Below are 17,993 nucleotides of genomic sequence, written 5' to 3'. Positions count from 1 at the left end.
CTCAACCCAAAAATATTAATATTCTTAATGGTTTAACTTTTTCATTGAAAAGACCTGAAAATGTTACGGGTAAAAATTCAAAAACATTGTAAAAGTATCATGTGATAAAAACCTTAATTAACTTTACGTCAGTAAAGATAAATTATAAGAATACATTATACAAATCTTCTTACTTTTATTGACAATTCGAGTTGCCTTTAATGTTGCAGACTAAAAATTCATCATTAAATTACCTATTCCTTATTCAACCAACTAAAAACACGCCATTACTTAAAATAAAAAACCAAAAATAAATAAAAAATAAGAATAAAACACCAATAAAATACGCATTTTTAGAGGGCAAACTTATACATTAGTCTTTAAAACAACCGTTTTCACCAAAGATATCAAAGCATCTTCAAAATACAGACTGAGAGGAGTACATTGATCATTACACTTTAATCACCACACTTTGTATGCCAGGTAAAACCCACTTCTTGCCACGAGGTTAAGGCACTCTATGTTTTCCATTAATAAATCCAGCAAATTAGATAATGTCTGCTACGACATCCGGGGTAATACCCTCAAAGAAGCCAAGCGACTTGAAGAAGAAGGCAATAAGATACTGAAATTAAATATTGGTAATCCGGCGCCATTTGGCTTCGAAGCACCCGATGAAATTTTGGTCGATGTTATTCGCAATCTTTCAACCGCTCAGGGCTACTCTGATTCGAAAGGGCTGTACTCCGCGCGTAAGGCGATAATGCAGCATTATCAAGCCAGAAATATGCTGGATATTACCGTTGAAGATATCTTTATTGGTAACGGTGTTTCTGAGCTGATCGTTCAATCCATGCAAGCTCTGCTCAATACTGGGGATGAAATGCTGGTGCCTGCGCCGGATTATCCTCTCTGGACAGCAGCGGTATCACTTTCCAGCGGCAAGGCTGTTCATTACCTATGTGATGAACAACAAGGCTGGTTCCCTGATTTAGATGACATTCGCCGTAAAATCACCCCGCGTACCCGGGGGATTGTCATTATTAACCCGAACAACCCAACGGGAGCGGTATATAGCAAAGAGCTGCTACTGGAAATCGTGGAAATTGCCCGTCAGCATAATTTGACTATTTTCGCCGATGAGATTTACGACAAAATTCTGTACGATGATGCCCAGCACCATTCCATCGCGGCACTGGCACCCGATCTCTTTACCGTTACCTTTAATGGCCTGTCAAAAACCTATCGCGTTGCGGGTTTCCGTCAAGGCTGGATGGTACTGAATGGCCCGAAAAAACAGGCAAAAGGTTATATTGAAGGGCTGGAAATGCTGGCATCCATGCGTCTTTGCGCCAACGTCCCAATGCAGCACGCCATTCAAACGGCTTTGGGGGGCTATCAGAGCATCAGTGAGTTTATTTTTCCGGGTGGCCGCCTCTATGAACAGCGTAATCGCGCATGGGAATTGATTAATCAGATCCCAGGTGTTTCCTGCGTGAAACCCATGGGCGCCCTGTATATGTTCCCGAAAATAGACACCAAACGTTTCAATGTCCATGACGATCAGAAAATGGTGCTGGATCTGTTATTACAGGAAAAAGTGCTGCTGGTTCAAGGTACGGCATTCAACTGGCCAGAACCTGACCATTTCCGTATTGTCACACTGCCACATACTACTGATTTGCAAATAGCGATTGAGAAATTTGCTCGCTTTATCGGCAATTATCGTCAATAAGCATAACCATCCTGCGTGAATATTAGAGCCTAAACGGCTCTAATATCCCTATGCCGCACATATCCCCACATCCTCATTCAGTACAGATTCCAGTTGCCTTTCAGAACTTATTTTGGCTCCTAATGGGTTTACTTCCATCCTGGCTCCGCCCACAATTAATCACATTGTCCCGCAGCAAGAGAAAATTATGAGTCATTTTTTCGCCCAGTTATCTCGCCTGAAGTTGATCAATCGCTGGCCTCTCATGCGAAATGTGCGTACAGAAAATGTTTCAGAGCACAGTTTGCAAGTCGCTTTTGTCGCCCACGCACTGGCAGTGATCAAAAACCGTAAATTCAACGGCAGTATCAATGCCGAACGGATCGCCCTGCTGGCCATGTACCATGATGCCAGCGAAGTCATCACCGGAGATCTGCCTACCCCAATTAAATATTACAATCCCCAAATTGCCCACGAATATAAAAAAATAGAAAAAATCGCCCAACATAAATTATTGGCTATGCTGCCTTCTGAATTACAGGATGATTTTCGCTCTATTTTGGATGATCAGCTTCACACGGATGAAGAAACTGCCATTGTCAAACAGGCCGATGCGTTATGTGCTTATTTGAAATGTCTGGAGGAACTATCGGCTGGCAACGCTGAATTCAATCAGGCCAAATCACGCTTGGAAAAAACATTGGCCGAACGCCACAGTGAAGAGATGGATTATTTTCTGACAGTGTTTGTGCCAAGTTTCAGTCTTTCCCTTGATGAAATCAGCCTGTAACCACAATGCAGCTTCCTTGATGCGGAAGCTGCACTATTTAAACTTAGCCAACTGAAATCCCTGAAACAGTTGATTGGGAAAAAGATCAGAATGGAAAAAGTATCGGGATCATCGCCACACTAATCCCCATAACGATCAGCGTAAAAGGTACGCCGAGTTTCAGGAAATCAGCAAATCGATATCCACCAGGCCCCAGTATCAGCGTATTAACGGGAGATGAAACAGGTGTCATAAACGCAGCCGAAGCCGCAACACCAATAATCATCGCAAAGGGCAAGGGTGAAACAGACATCTGTTTCGCCGCAGCAATAGCAATCGGTGCCATCAATACGGCAGTCGCTGTATTGGAGATAAACAAGCCGATAAGCGCACAAAGTACAAACAGGCACAACAGCATCACCCTTGGCCCCATGTTGCCGGCAATATCCATCAAACCTTTGACAATTAAATCAATACCACCCGTTTTCTGTAGTGCCAGAGCAAAAGGCATCATCCCGACAATTAAAATGATGCTCGGCCAGTGAATGGCGCGATAGGCGCTTTCCATATCGATACAGCGAAATTTTCCCATCAGCAGGCAGGCAATCAAGGCAGCAACAAAATTGGGAATTTCATTGGTCAGCATCATCGCCACCATCAGGGCAAGGCAAAACAGAGCATGAGGCGCCTGTGATGCTGCGGGAGCGGCACTTTCTACTTCAACGGGCAGGTTCAACACAATGAAATCAGGTGTTTTGGTTTTCAATGCACGAATCAGTTTCCAATCGCCAATCACCAGTAAGGTATCACCAAGGTGTACAGGTTCATCGACTAATTTGTCAACAATGGCTTTACCGCTACGACGAATCCCCACCACGTTGAGACCATAACGTGTGCGAAATTTCATATCACGCAACGATTTCCCCAATAGTTCTGATTCAGGGATCACAGAAACTTCGGCCATTCCCACATCACGGGACTGTTCCGAAAAATATTCCCCACGCAATATCATCGGCTCTAATCGTTGCTCACTGCAAAATTCTCGCAGATCCACATCGCTATCGGACATATCCACCAGCAGCACATCCTGCTGATGTAACTCGGTTTCGCCGGTGGCCGCTACCATCACCCGACGAAACTTCCTCCAGCGTTCAATACCAATCACATTGGCACCATAGTGGGCGCGCAGACTCAATTCATCCAGAGCACGGCCAATCAATGGGGAACCTTCGCGGATAGCAAGACGGCGGGCACGGCCAGCTAATTTATAGTCGCGGATCAAGTCACGGAACGTACGATGGTAACGTTCGTCCAGTTTCTGAGGCGTTTTCACACCTAGCCAACGACGGGTAACAAGCATGTAAACAATTCCCGCCAGCAACACTAAAATACCTATCGGCGTAATGGAAAAAAAGTCAAAGCCCCGCAGACCTTCACGCACCAATTCACTATTGACCACCATATTGGGTGGTGTTGCGACCAGCGTCATCATGCCACTGATCAAGCCAGCAAAGCCCAACGGCATCATCAGCCGGCCTGGAGAGGTTTTCATTCTAGCGGCGACACTCAGGACAACAGGAATAAAGATAGCCACAACCCCCGTGGAGCTCATGAAAGCCCCCAGCCCGGCAACTGACAGCATCAGCAGAGCCAGCATTTTGGTCTCACTGCTACCGGCAACACGAACCAGCCAATCCCCCATCTGGTAGGCAACACCTGTCCTCACCAGCCCTTCGCCAATGACAAACAGAGCAGCAATCAACAAGACATTCGGATCACTGAAACCGATAGTAGCTTCATTCAGGGAGAGCGTGCCACTCAGGACAAATGCGATGATCACCAATAACGCCACAACATCCATTCTGACTTTATTGGTGGTGAAAAGAACAATGGCTACTAATAGCAGGGTCAATACCCACAACAGTTCGCTATTCAATATGGCCTCTATCAACAGTATCTAATCAGCTATACCTTAAGGAATATCCCATCAGCAATACCAATCTGCCGATAGGCAGATTGGGCGTTATCAAGAGCCTATCGGTATAGGCATTAAGCGCGTAAGTAGACCATTTTTCTCAGGATAAATCCCTCGTTAAGATCAACAATTTTCCTCATTTGAGGCATAAATTGTTACATAGCCGCCAGATTTGCTAATTTCAATGTCTTCCAGATTATTGAGCACAAGATGAAGTTCATCACGACGTGGAATACCCGGCAAATTATGGACAACCACCACCTGACAGCCGGCATCCAAACCAGCATGAATACCAGCAGCAGCATCTTCAAAAACCACACACTCCTCTGGCGGCAGCCCCAGCATACTGGCTCCCAGCAGATAAGGCTCAGGGTTCGGTTTCCCATTATTGACACTCTCAGCAGTCACCCAATGAGCGGGTTCAGGCAACTCCGCCACTTTATGGCGGACAGAAGCAAGGGGAACCGTACACGAAGTTACTATCGCCCACGGAATGTCCAGCGCATTGAGTTTATCAATCAGCGCAACCGCACCGGGTAAGGCAGTAACTCCTTCTGTATCTTCTGATTCGATTTTTTCAATCCACTTAAAAGTGCGATTGATCTCCTCTTCACTTGCATCAGGCATAAAATGACGTAGTGATATCATGGCCGGAGTACCATGAACAAAACTCAACACTTCATCTCTATCGATGCTCATTTTATCTGCAAACTGGCACCATGCACGTTCAACTACCGGTAATGAATCAATCAACGTACCATCCAGATCGAATAAGAAACCTCTGCATTTCAGTACCACACCCAACCCCTCCAAACTCAATCATGCGTTAATAATCTGACATATCTCAACGGTGCTCAGGTGATATTGGCGAGGACAGGACAGCCATAACGCCAACATGCGCTGATACTTATCCCACATCGGCGTCTGCGAGTTAAACCCATGACTGCCGGAATCAAAATGAGTATAGCGCCCTTCTGTATTCACCATGAAACGAACATAGGCAAGATAGTGCGGCTCAGTGGCTGCATCAAAGCCCAAGAATACCATGCGACGCTCATCCAGCTCCTGCTTGTCTTTCAGGTTGCTCCATGAAACATGCAGCGCATGATACATTTCCATGATATTGACAATAAGGCGACAAGTCTCTTCAGATAATTCACCAAAATCACGATCTAATTCACGCAATTGTAACCCAAAGCCCCGTTCGATGACGGTCTGGTAACGACGATAGCGTTCCGTATGTTCAGGCTCCAGCATGGACATGATTTTGTATTGATTAGAGAGAATTAGGCGTTGTGCATGGGTCATTTCCATTGTGGAATTCCTTAAAGAGAAGGATCTATCTTGACCACATCATCGCACTACCCATTTTTTATGAGTAGCGCAAAACAACCATTTATTGATCTGAAAGGGGGTTTATCAGTTAATTGATTCAGCAACCGTCAGGGCGGGAATCTGACGGTTCAAATATCATCAAGGAAAGCATTATCTAATTGCTTGAATGCCCGTTTAAGCAGTTCAGCCAGCGAGAAGTAGGTTGGTGTGCTTTCCACAGGCATCATGGCAATCCCCGCTTCGGCAAATTTCTCACGAATTTCATAAAACCATTTCAGCAGCCCTTCTGGTAAAGGCGTTGCTGCACGTTTTCCCAACCACCATAATCCCTGCAACGGCAAACTACAGGCAAACAGCGCAGTTGCGACAGATGGCCCCAATTGCCCACCCAATGCAATTTGCCACGTCAAGGTAAAAATCGCCAGCGGCGGCATAAAACGAATGCCAAACCGGGTCGCTCTGATAATGCGATTTTCAGGGAAAACCGGCGCGAGCTGTTTTTCCAGCGGCCACGTTTTCAAATATTGCTGCCCTAATTGTACTCTCTTAAACCAACCTTGGTTGACAGGTGGCGTCGTATTCATCATGACCTCAATCAATTAAAGGTATAATTTTTAAAAAATCCCTACAACAGATAAAATCTTTTTTGTAGTATTAATACTATTAAGTATATTTTGTCTTTATTGCTAGCAAACGGTATCCTACACAGACTTTTATGTTGTTGCAGTAGCAAAACAGAAAAATTGCCCTTTTTCGCAACACGTTGGTTCAGTTTGTTAACAGATTATTTCATTTTTTAACATTATTCTTATTCAAGATTAGATCACAACAAGATAATAGGTATTTCCATGTCAAGTAAGCTGGTACTGGTTCTTAACTGCGGTAGCTCCTCCCTGAAATTCGCTATCATCAATCCTGCCAATGGTGAAGAATATCTTTCTGGTTTAGCAGAGTGCTTTACCCTGCCTGAAGCCCGTATTAAATGGAAAATGGATGGCGCGAAAAACGAAGCTGCTTTAGGTGCCGGCGCAGCACACAGTGAAGCACTGAACTTCATTGTTAATACTATTTTGTCTGAAAAGCCAGAACTTTCTGCGCAAATTTCAGCCATCGGCCATCGTATCGTTCACGGCGGTGAAAAGTTCACTTCTTCCGTTGTTATCACTGATGAAGTGATCCAAGGTATTGAAGCTGCTATCCCATTCGCACCACTGCACAATCCTGCTCACCTGATTGGTATCGCAGAAGCGAAAAAAGGGTTCCCTCATCTGGTTGAGAAAAACATTGCAGTATTTGACACTGCATTCCACCAGACTATGCCTGAAGAAGCGTACCTGTACGCTCTGCCATACAACTTGTACAAAGAGCATGGCATCCGTCGTTACGGCGCACATGGCACCAGCCACTTCTACGTTACTCGTGAAGCTGCCAAAATGCTGAACAAGCCAGTGGAAGAGCTGAACGTCATCACCTGCCATCTGGGCAATGGTGGTTCTGTTTCTGCTATTGTTAACGGTCAGTGTGTTGACACTTCCATGGGCCTGACTCCACTGGAAGGTCTGGTGATGGGGACTCGTAGTGGTGACATCGATCCTGCTATCGTATTCCACCTGCACGATGCAATGGGCATGAGCATTGATCAGATCAATACTCTGCTGACTAAAGAATCTGGCTTCCTGGGTCTGACTGAAGTCACCAGCGACTGCCGTTATGTAGAAGATAACTACGAAACCAAAACTGATGCTAAACGTGCAATGGACGTTTACTGCCACCGTCTGGCGAAATACATCGGCGCATACAGTGCACTGATGGAAGGCCGTCTGGATGCGATTATCTTCACTGGCGGCATCGGTGAAAACTCCTCACTGGTTCGTGAACTGGCAGTGAAAAAAGTCGCTCTGCTGGGCTTCGAATATGATCACGAGCGTAATATTGCAGCCCGATTCGGCAAATCTGGCGTTATCACTACTGATAACAGCCGTCCTGCTCTGGTGATCCCAACCAATGAAGAATTGGTGATCGCTCAGGATGCAGCGCGCCTGACCGCATAAGTCACATGATTTCAAGAACCGCCAGCATTGCTGGCGGTTCTCTATTCACGAATGCATTGATTAATATTTCATTGATATCTATTGCGTTGACTCATTTTTCATCTATTCATATAGCATTGAGTCACGTTGATTGACTGACGAGCAATCGTTAAAGAGGTTTCTGTGTCCCGTATAATTATGTTGATCCCTACTGGCACCAGCGTTGGTTTAACCAGTGTCAGCCTGGGCGTAATTCGCTCCATGGAGCAAAAAGGCGTTCGCCTGAATGTTTTCAAACCTATCGCACAACCACGTCATAATGGTTCTCAGGATCAAACCACATCTATCATCCGTTCTCACTCCAGCATTCACGCTGCTGAACCACTGGAGATGGCACATGTGGAATCCCTGCTGACCACCAATAAGAAAGATGTGTTGATGGAAGAAATCGTAGCTCGTTACCACGCAAACACCAAAGACGCTGAAGTGGTTCTGATTGAAGGTCTGGTGCCAACTCGCAAGCACCCATTTGCCCAATCCCTGAACTATGAAATTGCCAAAACGCTGAATGCGGAAATTGTATTTGTCACTGCACTGGGCACTCATTCTCCAGAACAGCTGAAAGAGCAGATTGAACTGAGCCGCGCAGAATACGGTGGTATCAAAAACCAGAATATCATCGGTGTGATTGTTAACAAACTGAATGCACCTGTTGATGATCAAGGCCGTACTCGCCCGGATTTGTCAGAAATCTTCGACGAAGCCTCCAAAGCGACCGTTGCCTACATCGATCCAAAAACCGTATTCAAAAACAGCCCACTACCTATTCTCGGTTGCATTCCGTGGAGTTTCGACCTGATCGCAACCCGTGCAATCGACATGGCGAAACACCTGAAAGCAGACATTATCAACGAAGGTGCCATTCAGAGCCGTCGTATTAAATCGGTGACTTTCTGTGCTCGCAGCATTCCTAACATGCTGGAATACTTCCGTCCGGGTTCCCTGCTGGTCACTTCTGCTGACCGTCCTGACGTGCTGATCACGGCATGTCTGGCCGCAATGAATGGTGTTGACGTAGGTGCAGTTCTGCTGACCGGCGGCTACGCGATTGATGATTCTATCCGTGAACTGTGCGAACGCGCATTCAGCACTGGCCTGCCGGTTTTCACCGTGAAAACCAACACCTGGCAGACTTCCCTGAACCTGCAAAGCTTCAGCCTGGAAGTTCCTGCGGATGATCACGAGCGTATCGAAAAACTGCAAGACTACGTTGCACAGCACATCAGCAGCGAGTGGATCGATTCTCTGGCAGCAACTTCTGAGCGTCCAAACCGTTTATCTCCACCTGCATTCCGTTATCAACTGACCGAATTGGCACGTCAGGCTGGCAAACGTATCGTTCTGCCAGAAGGCGACGAGCCACGTACGGTCAAAGCAGCGGCTATCTGTGCTGAACGTGGCATTGCGGAATGTATCCTGCTGGGTGATCCGGAAGAAATCCGCCGTGTCGCTGCGGCTCAAGGTGTTGAACTGGGCGCGGGCATTGAACTTGTTAATCCAGCCGCTGTGCGCGAACGTTACGTTCCGCGTCTGGTTGAATTGCGTAAAAGTAAAGGCATGACCGAAGTTGTGGCACGTGAGCAACTGGAAGACAACGTTGTTCTGGGTACGCTGATGCTGGAACAAGGCGAAGTTGACGGTCTGGTTTCCGGTGCAGTTCACACCACGGCAAACACCATTCGCCCACCGTTGCAGTTAATTAAGACGGCACCAAACAGTTCACTGGTTTCTTCTGTCTTCTTCATGCTGCTGCCAGAACAAGTACTGGTTTACGGCGACTGTGCGATTAACCCGGATCCAACCGCAGAGCAACTGTCTGAAATCGCCATCCAATCTGCGGATTCAGCCAAAGCATTCGGCATCGATCCTCGCGTTGCGATGATCTCCTACTCCACGGGTAACTCTGGCGCGGGCAGCGATGTAGAGAAAGTTCGCGAAGCGACGCGTCTGGCACAGGAAAAACGTCCGGATCTGATCATCGATGGTCCATTGCAGTACGACGCCGCTATCATGGCAGACGTAGCAAAATCCAAGGCACCAAATTCGCCAGTGGCGGGTCAGGCTACCGTGTTCATTTTCCCAGACCTGAACACCGGTAACACCACTTATAAAGCAGTGCAGCGTTCTGCGGATCTGGTTTCCATCGGGCCAATGCTGCAAGGAATGCGCAAGCCAGTTAACGACCTGTCCCGTGGCGCATTGGTTGACGATATCGTTTATACCGTTGCACTAACTGCGATTCAGGCGGCTCAACAAGAAAATGCGTAATTTTCTATTTCTTGAGTCGTTTTATCTGATTGTGAGAAACATGATGAGATAACTGAGACAGGTAAAATAACCCCATTCTTTTTGGCTGGGGTTATTTTTTTATAGTAATAATCAATTAAATATTCGATAAGCCTTTTTATAAAAACCATAATATTAAAGACCAATATAAATCCCTTTGCTCCATTTAATTAACTATAGATTAATTTGCCACTCTTTCTTCTATTACACGTTGCTTTCGATTTTTCCGCATACGCCACAAAACTTCCAATATCACAAACCATATGGGTGTGCCATATAATGCAACGCGGGTATCGTAGTCAAACACCATAATCACTACCGTGAAGGCAAAAAAGATCAAGGTACACCATGTCATTGGTATGCCCATAGGCATTTTATAGATGGAAATTTTATGCAGATCAGGGCGTTTTTTACGGTAAGCCAGATAAGCAATCAATATCATTGCCCAGCTATAAATGACCATAATAGCCGCCACCGTTGAGACAATGGTAAATAATTTCATCACGTTGGGAACAATGAACAACAGGAATACCCCGCTTGCCATGCAGATAACAGAAAATATCAAACTGAAGATGGGAACTGCACTGCTCACTGAAAGTTGCGCGAATTTACCATGCGCCAGCTTTTCTGTGGACAAGCCATACAGCATCCGGGTACACGCGTATAAGCCACTGTTAGCCGAGGACATCGCCGAAGTCAGAGCCACGAAATTAATCACTGCCGCCGCCGCAGGCAACCCAGCCAACGCAAACAGCGTCACAAACGGGCTGACTTCAGGGGAAATATTCTGCCACGAAGTTACGGCAATAATGCACATAATAGAAAGCACATAGAAAATGATGATCCTGATGGGAATAGTGTTGATGGCTTTCGGTAAGACTTTTTCTGGTTCTTTAGTTTCCGCAGTCACGGTGCCAACCAGCTCAATGCCAGTAAAAGAGAAAATGGCAATCTGAAAGCCGGCCAGAAACCCAAACATCCCGTTCGGCAAGAACACTTCAGGATCGGTCAGATGACGAACAGACGCTGTCACACCATTAGGCGATGTCCATCCGACAAACACCATGCCGACACCCACGATAATCAGTGCGACGATTGCCACGACTTTGATCATAGCGAACCAGAATTCAGTTTCGCCGAATAACCTTACCGAAAAGAAGTTACTCAAACATATCAGCCCCAAAAGTGACAGAGCCGTGAACCAGAGTGAAACATCAGGAAACCAATATTGGATATAGCCACCACACACTACAACATCCGCAATACAGCTGACTACCCAGCTCATCCAGTATGTCCAGCCAAGAAAATAACTGGCTTTCTCGCCGAGATAATCCGCTACAAAATCAGCAAAGGTCCGGTAATCCAATTTTGTGAGCAACAGTTCTCCCATTGCCCGCATGACCATGAAAGCAAAAAAACCGATCAGCAGGTAAGTCAGGATTATTGAAGTGCCTGACACGGCAATGGTTTTTCCCGTTCCCATAAACAACCCTGTACCAATAGCTCCTCCAATAGCAATTAATTGAACATGACGTTTGCCTAATCCGCGGTGAAGTTTCTGCGCACCTGCGGATTGCTCCACAGGTGTTTTTACCGTTCTCGTCATCGATAACCTCCATCGGCTTCTTTACGTTAATTGCACCAGCAATAGACCCGCACGCTGCCCAATGGCAACATGAGCGTTGGGAAATAGAATAAAGTTTGCAGGAGAAGTGATTTTCCAGAACTGATTCTGCTGGCTGGCAATTTCGAACCCGTCCGGCAGCGCAGTGAAGTTTTTCGTATCCTCAGGAATATGGAGCCGAAAACTGTCCCCTTGTTTGATAATCGCATCGATTACACGGTAACGCTTCATTGCCGGCTTTTCCCGTTTAATCGAAAACGAACCCGCCACGACATCGCGTAATGCCACCGTAATATTATTGAATCTGCTCAGGTCGTTCTGCCCAAAAGAACGCGCTTTACCCACCTCCATCGTACAACTCTCTACGTTGAAATGTTCACTGGTAAAGTGACTGAACGTCCCGCCTGCTGCGTTATGGAAGACCAGAGCGTCAATATCGCTCCCCTCCAGCCACTGTAGGAAATCAGATGCATATTCACGCGCCTGAAACGGCAGCAAGGCAAACTGTTCATGGCAGGAACCGCGAATCGCCGTATGCAGATCAAGATGCCAGCGCCGTGTTGACGCCATAACCGCTGGCTCACGAAAGAACTGGCGAACAACCGCTTCCAGCTCCATCGCTCGTTTCGATTCATTCCCTAAAGGAAAATTCTGGTGGCGACCACCAAACATGCGATTGAGATCATTATCAATATAACGCTTATTTTCACGCATGGCGGGGACATTGCCAAAAATCAGCAGAAGGTTGTGCTGCAACGGTAGGCTTCCCTGAGCCAGTTGCGACACTAACTGAATCAGGATCTCCACGGGCGCGGTTTCATTACCGTGGATACCGACGGAAAGAATCAACGTATCCGCTTTGCTCTCCTGTGGCAGCAACTGCAATACTCCCTCCGCCAGCCATGAGGCTTTTAAAGCAGGAGGGAAATGCAGAGCCTTCTCAAGTTTCTTTTCAAGTAATAAGGTCAATAAATCCATTTTTTCTCCTGATTAACGCTGAAACTCATAGATCGAACCGAGCTTGAGAATCTGGGTCAGTTCATCAAGGGCAAAATAGACTTCACTCAGCAATTGGGGGTCAACCAAATCTGCGGTATACAGGGAATCGCGATAATACCGTTCAATCCAAGAGGTCAGGCGTTGATACAGTTCCGGCGTCATCAGAGCAGCCTGATTCACCGCCGCTAACTCCTGTTCTTTCAAGACGACGCGCAACCGCAGGCAGGCAGGGCCTCCGCCATTACGCATACTTTCCCGTAAATCAAAAAAGTGGAGTTTCTTAATAGGGGAATCAGCACCAGCAACCAAAGCCTGCAAATATGCCCAGACATTAACATTCTGGCGACACTCTTCTGGCAAGATCAGCATCATATCGCCATTAGGTTGGCTCAATAACTGACTGTTAAAAAGATAGGATCCAACCGCATCCTGAAGCGTCACTTGTGATGAAGGGACTTCAACCGCAATCAATTTTTGCCCAAGCCGCGCCATTTTTTCCTCAAGTTCAGCTAATACGGACTGCTGATTCACCAGTGCCTGCTGATGATGGAAAAAAACATTGCGGTTACTGACAGCGATCACGTCGTTATGAAACACCCCGCTATCAATAGCGACAGGGTTCTGCTGGGCAAATACCGTTTGAGCGGCCTCAAGTTGGTGCAGACGAGCGACCGCCTGGCTGGCTTCCAATGTCTGCCTTGCCGGATAGCGTTTAGGGGCCGCGCCTTCCTGTAACACACTGCGGCCATACACAAATAGCTGCACACCCGCTTCACCATATTCGCCGCAGAAACGATTATGGTTTGCCGCACCTTCATCTCCCCAATCACCATGTTGAGGTAAAGGATCATGATGGGCAAAACAAGCCTGATCAGGAAAGACGGCTTCCAGCACTCGCGCGGTGACTGTACTTTCCAATGAACGATGCAGTTTGTTATTCAGGTTCGCCACCGTAAAATGGACTCGTTGATCAGCACTGTCAGCAGAAGGTGAAACCGTTGCTGCATTTGCTGTCCACATGGAAGAAGCGGAACTGAGATTAGACAGCAACAAGGGTGAATACCGTGCAGCTTTGCTTAATACCTGCTCATCACTGCCAGTAAAACCCAACTGCCGCAGTGCAGGAAGATTAGGACGCTGCTGCGGGGGCAGAACCCCCTGAACCAGCCCCATATCAGACAGCGACTTCATTTTCATCAATCCCTGAAGCGCGGCTTTGCGGGGATTGGACTGTTGCCCCCGATGGGTCATCGAGGCTTCATTCCCCATTGACAGCCCGGCGTAATGATGTGTCATCCCCACCAGTCCATCAAAATTTGCTTCAATTCCCGACATAATTACCTCTGCTCTCTAAGCTATTAGTGACAAAAATCAAGAACGGAAAAAATCCAGACCCGGCGCAGGTGCATCAGGCAAAACCAGCCTGTCTGCCGTCAGAGATGCCATTGGCCAAGCACAATAATCTGCGGCATAGTACGCACTGGCACGATGATTACCCGATGCACCAATGCCACCGAACGGGGCAGCGCTGGAGGCGCCAGTCAACGGCTTGTTCCAATTCACAATCCCTGCCCTCGCTTCCTGCAATAAATGCTCGAATAGAGTGGCATCCGGCGAAATCAACCCCGTTGCAAGACCAAAGCGCGTATCATTTGCGATGGAGATAGCTTCCTCAAAAGTGTCATAACGCTTCAAGGTTAGCAGAGGCCCGAAATATTCTTCGTCAGGAACCTCTTTGGCATCGGTCAGATCGATAATGCCGGGTGTCATGAACGTTGAGTCAGGATTAGGTTGAGTCATAGTCAGCAGCGAAACCCCGCCCAATGTCTGCAATCGTGACTGAGCATCCAGCAGATTTTCTACTGCGGGCAACGAGATCACCCCGCCTATAAACGGTTGGGGATCGGCATCCCAGCGAGATGGAATAATCTGACCTGCGGTATCAAGTAGCCGTTGAATCAGAGCATCCCCCTTATCTCCACGTTTCACCAGCAGCCTGCGGGCACAGGTACAACGTTGCCCAGCAGAAATAAACGCAGATTGGATGATGGTGTAAACCGCGGCCTCAAGATCGTCATAATCATCCACAATCAGAGCATTGTTGCCGCCCATTTCCAGCGCCAGCATTTTTTCAGGCTGACCCGCAAGCACGCGGTGGAAATGAAAACCTGTCGCTGCACTGCCGGTAAACAACACACCATCAATTTCACGGCTATCCAACAATGCACCGCCTGTTTCTCTTCCCCCTTGAACCAGATTCAACACCCCCGCAGGCAACCCCGCTTTGATCCATAATTGCACGGTTTTTTCCGCCGTCATGGGCGTCAATTCACTTGGCTTAAATACCAGTGTATTACCGGCAATCAACGCCGGAACAATATGGCCGTTAGGTAAATGGCCGGGGAAATTATAAGGGCCGAAAACTGCCATCACACCGTGGGGACGGTGCTGCAATATCGCCTTGCCATCTGGCATAGGCGTTTCTGAATAGCCAGTCCGCTGTTGCCATGCTTCAATGGAAATAGCAACTTTACCGATCATAGACTGAACTTCTGTCCTTGTTTCCCACAAAGGCTTACTGGTTTCTTCGCTGATCACACGGGCAATGGCCTCTTTTTCCTGTGTGAGTAAATCAGCAAACACCTGAATAATGGCTATGCGTTTTTCAGCCGTCAGTTTCGCCCATGCCGGGAACGCCCTGCGAGCAGATTGACAAGCGTCATTCACTTGACTGGCAGAAGCACTGTTTGCCTGCCATAGAATCCGCTGATCAAGAGGAGAATATTTGATGACGGGTTCGCCTTGCCCTGCCACCCACTCACTACCGATATAATTTGCTTGATGATTCATTGTGAAGATCCCTCAGAAAAAAGAGAAATAAAGCGCACAGCATCCCCCTCATCCACATGGAGCACTTCCATCTCCGCAGGAGTCAGTTGCAGTTCATCATGACTAAACGGATCAGGGATATTCAGGAGCAGAGCCCTAAAGTCCTGAAAATGCACATTGGAAACAATACACGGCACCCCACCACTCTGTCGGGAGACCTTTTCGCTTTTTTTGACATAGGCAAGCCGACTTGCCTTGATCGAACGCACATTATCAATTTCTGCTTGCAAGATGGCGCCTGCATCAAAAATATCGACCCCATCGTTATAGAAGAAACCTTCTTTTTCTAAGATGGCGCGAGCGGGTACGGTATTCTCATGCACCTGACCGATGGCTTTCTGCGCATCTTCCGGCAGTAGTGGTACATAAATGGGATGGAATGGCATCAATTCCGCAATAAACGTTCTTATACCAATGCCGGTCAAGTAATCGGCCTGAGCGAAAGGGATATTGAAAAAGTGTTGCCCAAGGGCATTCCAAAACGGGGATTCTCCCTGTAGATCCACCACCCCACGCATTTCCGCAAAAATAGATTTTGGAAAGAGATGCCTGAATGCCGAAATAAACAGGAAGCGGCTTCTGGAAAGGAAAACACCATTACCTCCCCCCTGATAATCAGGGTCGAGGAACAACGTACATAACTCACTGCACCCCGTATAATCCTGCCCCACCATAAGCGTTTCAAATGTGTTGTAAACGCCCAGTTCACGGGATGCACGCACCGACCGCTGTAAACGGAAATTATAGAATGCCTCTTCCAGCCCTACCGCAACTTCCAGTGCACTAACACCAACAACACGATGCTTCTCCGTATCTTCCAGAGTAAATAGGAATCCCTGCTGTGCTCGTCCCTTTACATCGTTAAATGAATCAATGCTGCGTGAAATCCGTGCCGTCAGGTATTCCTGATTGTGTGGCAGCGATGTCAGACCAACGCCAGCACGGGACGAAAGATCGAGAATATCCCCTAAATCTTGATGTTGAACGGATCTAAATAGCATCATGATATCACCTCAAACCTGTATTATTCCTGAACAAATCGCTTGAGGGCGTTTTCAAGACGGGCGAAACCGTCATTGATGTCCTGCTCTTCGATATTTAACGCAGGGGCAAAACGCAACACATTTGGACCGGCAATCAAGGCAATCAACCCCTCTTCCGCAGCGATATTGCTCAGGGTTTTAGCCTTACCCTGATATTTTTTCTCCAGTTCGGCTCCCAGCAGCAAGCCTTTTCCACGTAATTCACTGAACACGTGATAACGTTGGTTCAGGTCTGACATACGCTTGATGAATTCATGATGGCGCTCTTGTACTCCCTCCAGAAATTCCGGTTGGTTGACTAAAGCAACTACCTGATTGGCAACCGCCGCCGCCAGCGGATTACCGCCGAATGTTGTACCGTGTGAACCCGGCTGGAAAACTTCTGCTATAGACTGTTTAACCAGCATGGCTCCGATAGGGAAGCCTCCACCAAGGCCTTTGGCGCTAGTCAGGATATCTGGCTCAACACCTGTTTCTTCGTAAGCATAAAAATACCCTGTCCGGCCGACTCCTGTTTGAATTTCATCAAAAATCAACAACGCCTGATGTTGGTCACACAGTTCCCGCAAGGCTTTCAAAAAGGCAGGATCAGCAGGAATAACACCGCCTTCACCAATGATAGGTTCCACAATCACAGCACAAGTATTTTCCGAAATATGAGCTTTGATAGCGTCAATATCGTTATAGGGAAGATGGCTAATTTGTTGCGGCAATGGTGCGAAATCTTGTGAATATTTGGGTTGGCCGCCCACAGTCACGGTAAATAATGTTCTACCGTGGAAGGAATTTTCGAATGAAATGATTTCGTTCTTATGACTGCCATATTTATCTAAAGCATATTTTCTCGCAATCTTTAGTGCGGCTTCATTCGCTTCAGCACCCGAATTACAGAAAAAAACCTTATCAGCAAAGGTATTTTCGACAAGTATTTTTGCCAGTTTCAAAACGGGCTCATTCGTATAACCATTACCAACATGCCACATACTTTCTATTTGAGAAGCTAATACTTTCTTTAACTCATCATTAGCATGTCCCAATGAATTCACCGCGATACCACCAGCAAAATCAACGTACTCTTTCCCTTCCTGATCCCATACACGAGAGCCTTTAGCTCGGACAGGAATAAATTGAGCCGGTGAAAAACAAGGGACCATATACTGATCAAACCAGCTTCTCTGAATCGTGTTTGACATTTATTTTTCCTCAAAAAAGTAAATAACTAAAATAAGAATGAATTGATATACCATGAAATGTAATTTTTTAATTAATAGAATTACTCATATTTTCTAT

Annotated in this window: 14 protein-coding genes; 4 read left to right on the top strand and 10 right to left on the bottom strand. The window is 46.8% G+C overall.

The window, feature by feature from the left end:
* Window positions 1-499 precede the first annotated feature (499 nt).
* Together PSI22_RS09500 and yfbR are read left to right on the top strand one after the other, a co-directional pair.
* On the top strand, window positions 500-1,714 hold the full coding sequence (locus PSI22_RS09500) for a pyridoxal phosphate-dependent aminotransferase (protein WP_273579533.1): 1,215 nt from the start codon (window positions 500-502) through the stop codon (window positions 1,712-1,714).
* 187 nt (window positions 1,715-1,901) lie between these two features.
* Window positions 1,902-2,483 carry a 5'-deoxynucleotidase gene (gene yfbR / locus PSI22_RS09495; protein WP_038246894.1) on the top strand — a complete coding sequence of 194 codons (582 nt, stop codon included), beginning with the start codon at window positions 1,902-1,904 and terminating at the stop codon, window positions 2,481-2,483.
* An 85-nt stretch (window positions 2,484-2,568) separates the two neighbouring features.
* Here the strand turns inward: yfbR and PSI22_RS09490 are convergent, their stop codons facing one another.
* The 4 genes from PSI22_RS09490 to yfbV all read right to left on the bottom strand — a co-directional run bounded on the left by PSI22_RS09490 (window position 2,569) and on the right by yfbV (window position 6,356).
* Entirely contained in the window at window positions 2,569-4,398 is a 1,830-nt protein-coding gene (locus PSI22_RS09490) for an SLC13 family permease (RefSeq protein ID WP_273579532.1), read from the bottom strand.
* A 162-nt stretch (window positions 4,399-4,560) separates the two neighbouring features.
* Window positions 4,561-5,235: a sugar phosphatase gene (locus PSI22_RS09485; RefSeq protein ID WP_273579531.1), complete on the bottom strand. Its 675-nt coding sequence runs from the start codon at window positions 5,233-5,235 to the stop codon at window positions 4,561-4,563.
* A gap of 21 nt (window positions 5,236-5,256) precedes the next feature.
* Window positions 5,257-5,751, bottom strand: coding sequence for a YfbU family protein (locus PSI22_RS09480; RefSeq protein ID WP_038192969.1), 495 nt, complete (start codon window positions 5,749-5,751; stop codon window positions 5,257-5,259).
* A gap of 149 nt (window positions 5,752-5,900) precedes the next feature.
* A complete protein-coding gene (gene yfbV, locus PSI22_RS09475; protein WP_273579530.1) occupies window positions 5,901-6,356 on the bottom strand; it encodes a terminus macrodomain insulation protein YfbV in 456 nt (151 codons plus the stop codon).
* A gap of 264 nt (window positions 6,357-6,620) precedes the next feature.
* Here yfbV and ackA point away from each other — a divergent pair, with 264 nt between their 5' ends.
* Both ackA and pta read left to right on the top strand, forming a co-directional pair.
* Entirely contained in the window at window positions 6,621-7,823 is a 1,203-nt protein-coding gene (ackA, locus tag PSI22_RS09470; RefSeq protein ID WP_273579529.1) for an acetate kinase, read from the top strand.
* 162 nt (window positions 7,824-7,985) lie between these two features.
* On the top strand, window positions 7,986-10,130 hold the full coding sequence (pta, locus tag PSI22_RS09465) for a phosphate acetyltransferase (RefSeq protein ID WP_273579528.1): 2,145 nt from the start codon (window positions 7,986-7,988) through the stop codon (window positions 10,128-10,130).
* 199 nt (window positions 10,131-10,329) lie between these two features.
* Here pta and PSI22_RS09460 read toward each other — a convergent pair whose 3' ends face one another.
* Genes PSI22_RS09460 through PSI22_RS09435 form a run of 6 tightly spaced genes read right to left on the bottom strand, consistent with a single transcriptional unit; the run spans window position 10,330 to window position 17,896 of the window.
* The gene (locus PSI22_RS09460) at window positions 10,330-11,754 is read right to left on the bottom strand and encodes an amino acid permease (protein ID WP_273579527.1); all 1,425 of its coding nucleotides are present in this window, start codon (window positions 11,752-11,754) and stop codon (window positions 10,330-10,332) included.
* Between the two features lie 21 nt (window positions 11,755-11,775).
* A complete protein-coding gene (gene astE / locus PSI22_RS09455; protein WP_273579526.1) occupies window positions 11,776-12,750 on the bottom strand; it encodes a succinylglutamate desuccinylase in 975 nt (324 codons plus the stop codon).
* Window positions 12,751-12,762: 12 nt separating this feature from the next.
* Window positions 12,763-14,106, bottom strand: a complete 1,344-nt coding sequence (gene astB / locus PSI22_RS09450; RefSeq protein ID WP_273579525.1) for an N-succinylarginine dihydrolase — start codon at window positions 14,104-14,106, stop codon at window positions 12,763-12,765.
* Between the two features lie 36 nt (window positions 14,107-14,142).
* Entirely contained in the window at window positions 14,143-15,621 is a 1,479-nt protein-coding gene (astD, locus tag PSI22_RS09445; RefSeq protein ID WP_273579524.1) for a succinylglutamate-semialdehyde dehydrogenase, read from the bottom strand.
* On the bottom strand, window positions 15,618-16,664 hold the full coding sequence (astA, locus tag PSI22_RS09440) for an arginine N-succinyltransferase (protein ID WP_273579523.1): 1,047 nt from the start codon (window positions 16,662-16,664) through the stop codon (window positions 15,618-15,620). Before astA ends, astD begins: the two co-directional genes overlap by 4 nt.
* Window positions 16,665-16,684: 20 nt before the next feature.
* Entirely contained in the window at window positions 16,685-17,896 is a 1,212-nt protein-coding gene (locus tag PSI22_RS09435; RefSeq protein WP_273579522.1) for an aspartate aminotransferase family protein, read from the bottom strand.
* Window positions 17,897-17,993: the final 97 nt, after the last annotated feature.

The organism is Xenorhabdus aichiensis (assembly GCF_028598775.1).
Taxonomy (GTDB): domain Bacteria; phylum Pseudomonadota; class Gammaproteobacteria; order Enterobacterales; family Enterobacteriaceae; genus Xenorhabdus; species Xenorhabdus bovienii.
This window is presented reverse-complemented; position numbering and strand designations above follow the sequence as displayed.

Coding starts and splice junctions, on each gene's coding strand:
- yfbR (WP_038246894.1), top strand. CDS start 1,902: ATGAGTCATTTTTTCGCCCAGTTATCTCGCCTGAAGTTGATCAATCGC.
- PSI22_RS09460 (WP_273579527.1), bottom strand. CDS start 11,754: ATGACGAGAACGGTAAAAACACCTGTGGAGCAATCCGCAGGTGCGCAG.
- yfbV (WP_273579530.1), bottom strand. CDS start 6,356: ATGAATACGACGCCACCTGTCAACCAAGGTTGGTTTAAGAGAGTACAA.
- astA (WP_273579523.1), bottom strand. CDS start 16,664: ATGATGCTATTTAGATCCGTTCAACATCAAGATTTAGGGGATATTCTC.
- ackA (WP_273579529.1), top strand. CDS start 6,621: ATGTCAAGTAAGCTGGTACTGGTTCTTAACTGCGGTAGCTCCTCCCTG.
- astB (WP_273579525.1), bottom strand. CDS start 14,106: ATGTCGGGAATTGAAGCAAATTTTGATGGACTGGTGGGGATGACACAT.
- PSI22_RS09500 (WP_273579533.1), top strand. CDS start 500: ATGTTTTCCATTAATAAATCCAGCAAATTAGATAATGTCTGCTACGAC.
- astE (WP_273579526.1), bottom strand. CDS start 12,750: ATGGATTTATTGACCTTATTACTTGAAAAGAAACTTGAGAAGGCTCTG.
- astD (WP_273579524.1), bottom strand. CDS start 15,621: ATGAATCATCAAGCAAATTATATCGGTAGTGAGTGGGTGGCAGGGCAA.
- PSI22_RS09435 (WP_273579522.1), bottom strand. CDS start 17,896: ATGTCAAACACGATTCAGAGAAGCTGGTTTGATCAGTATATGGTCCCT.
- PSI22_RS09480 (WP_038192969.1), bottom strand. CDS start 5,751: ATGGAAATGACCCATGCACAACGCCTAATTCTCTCTAATCAATACAAA.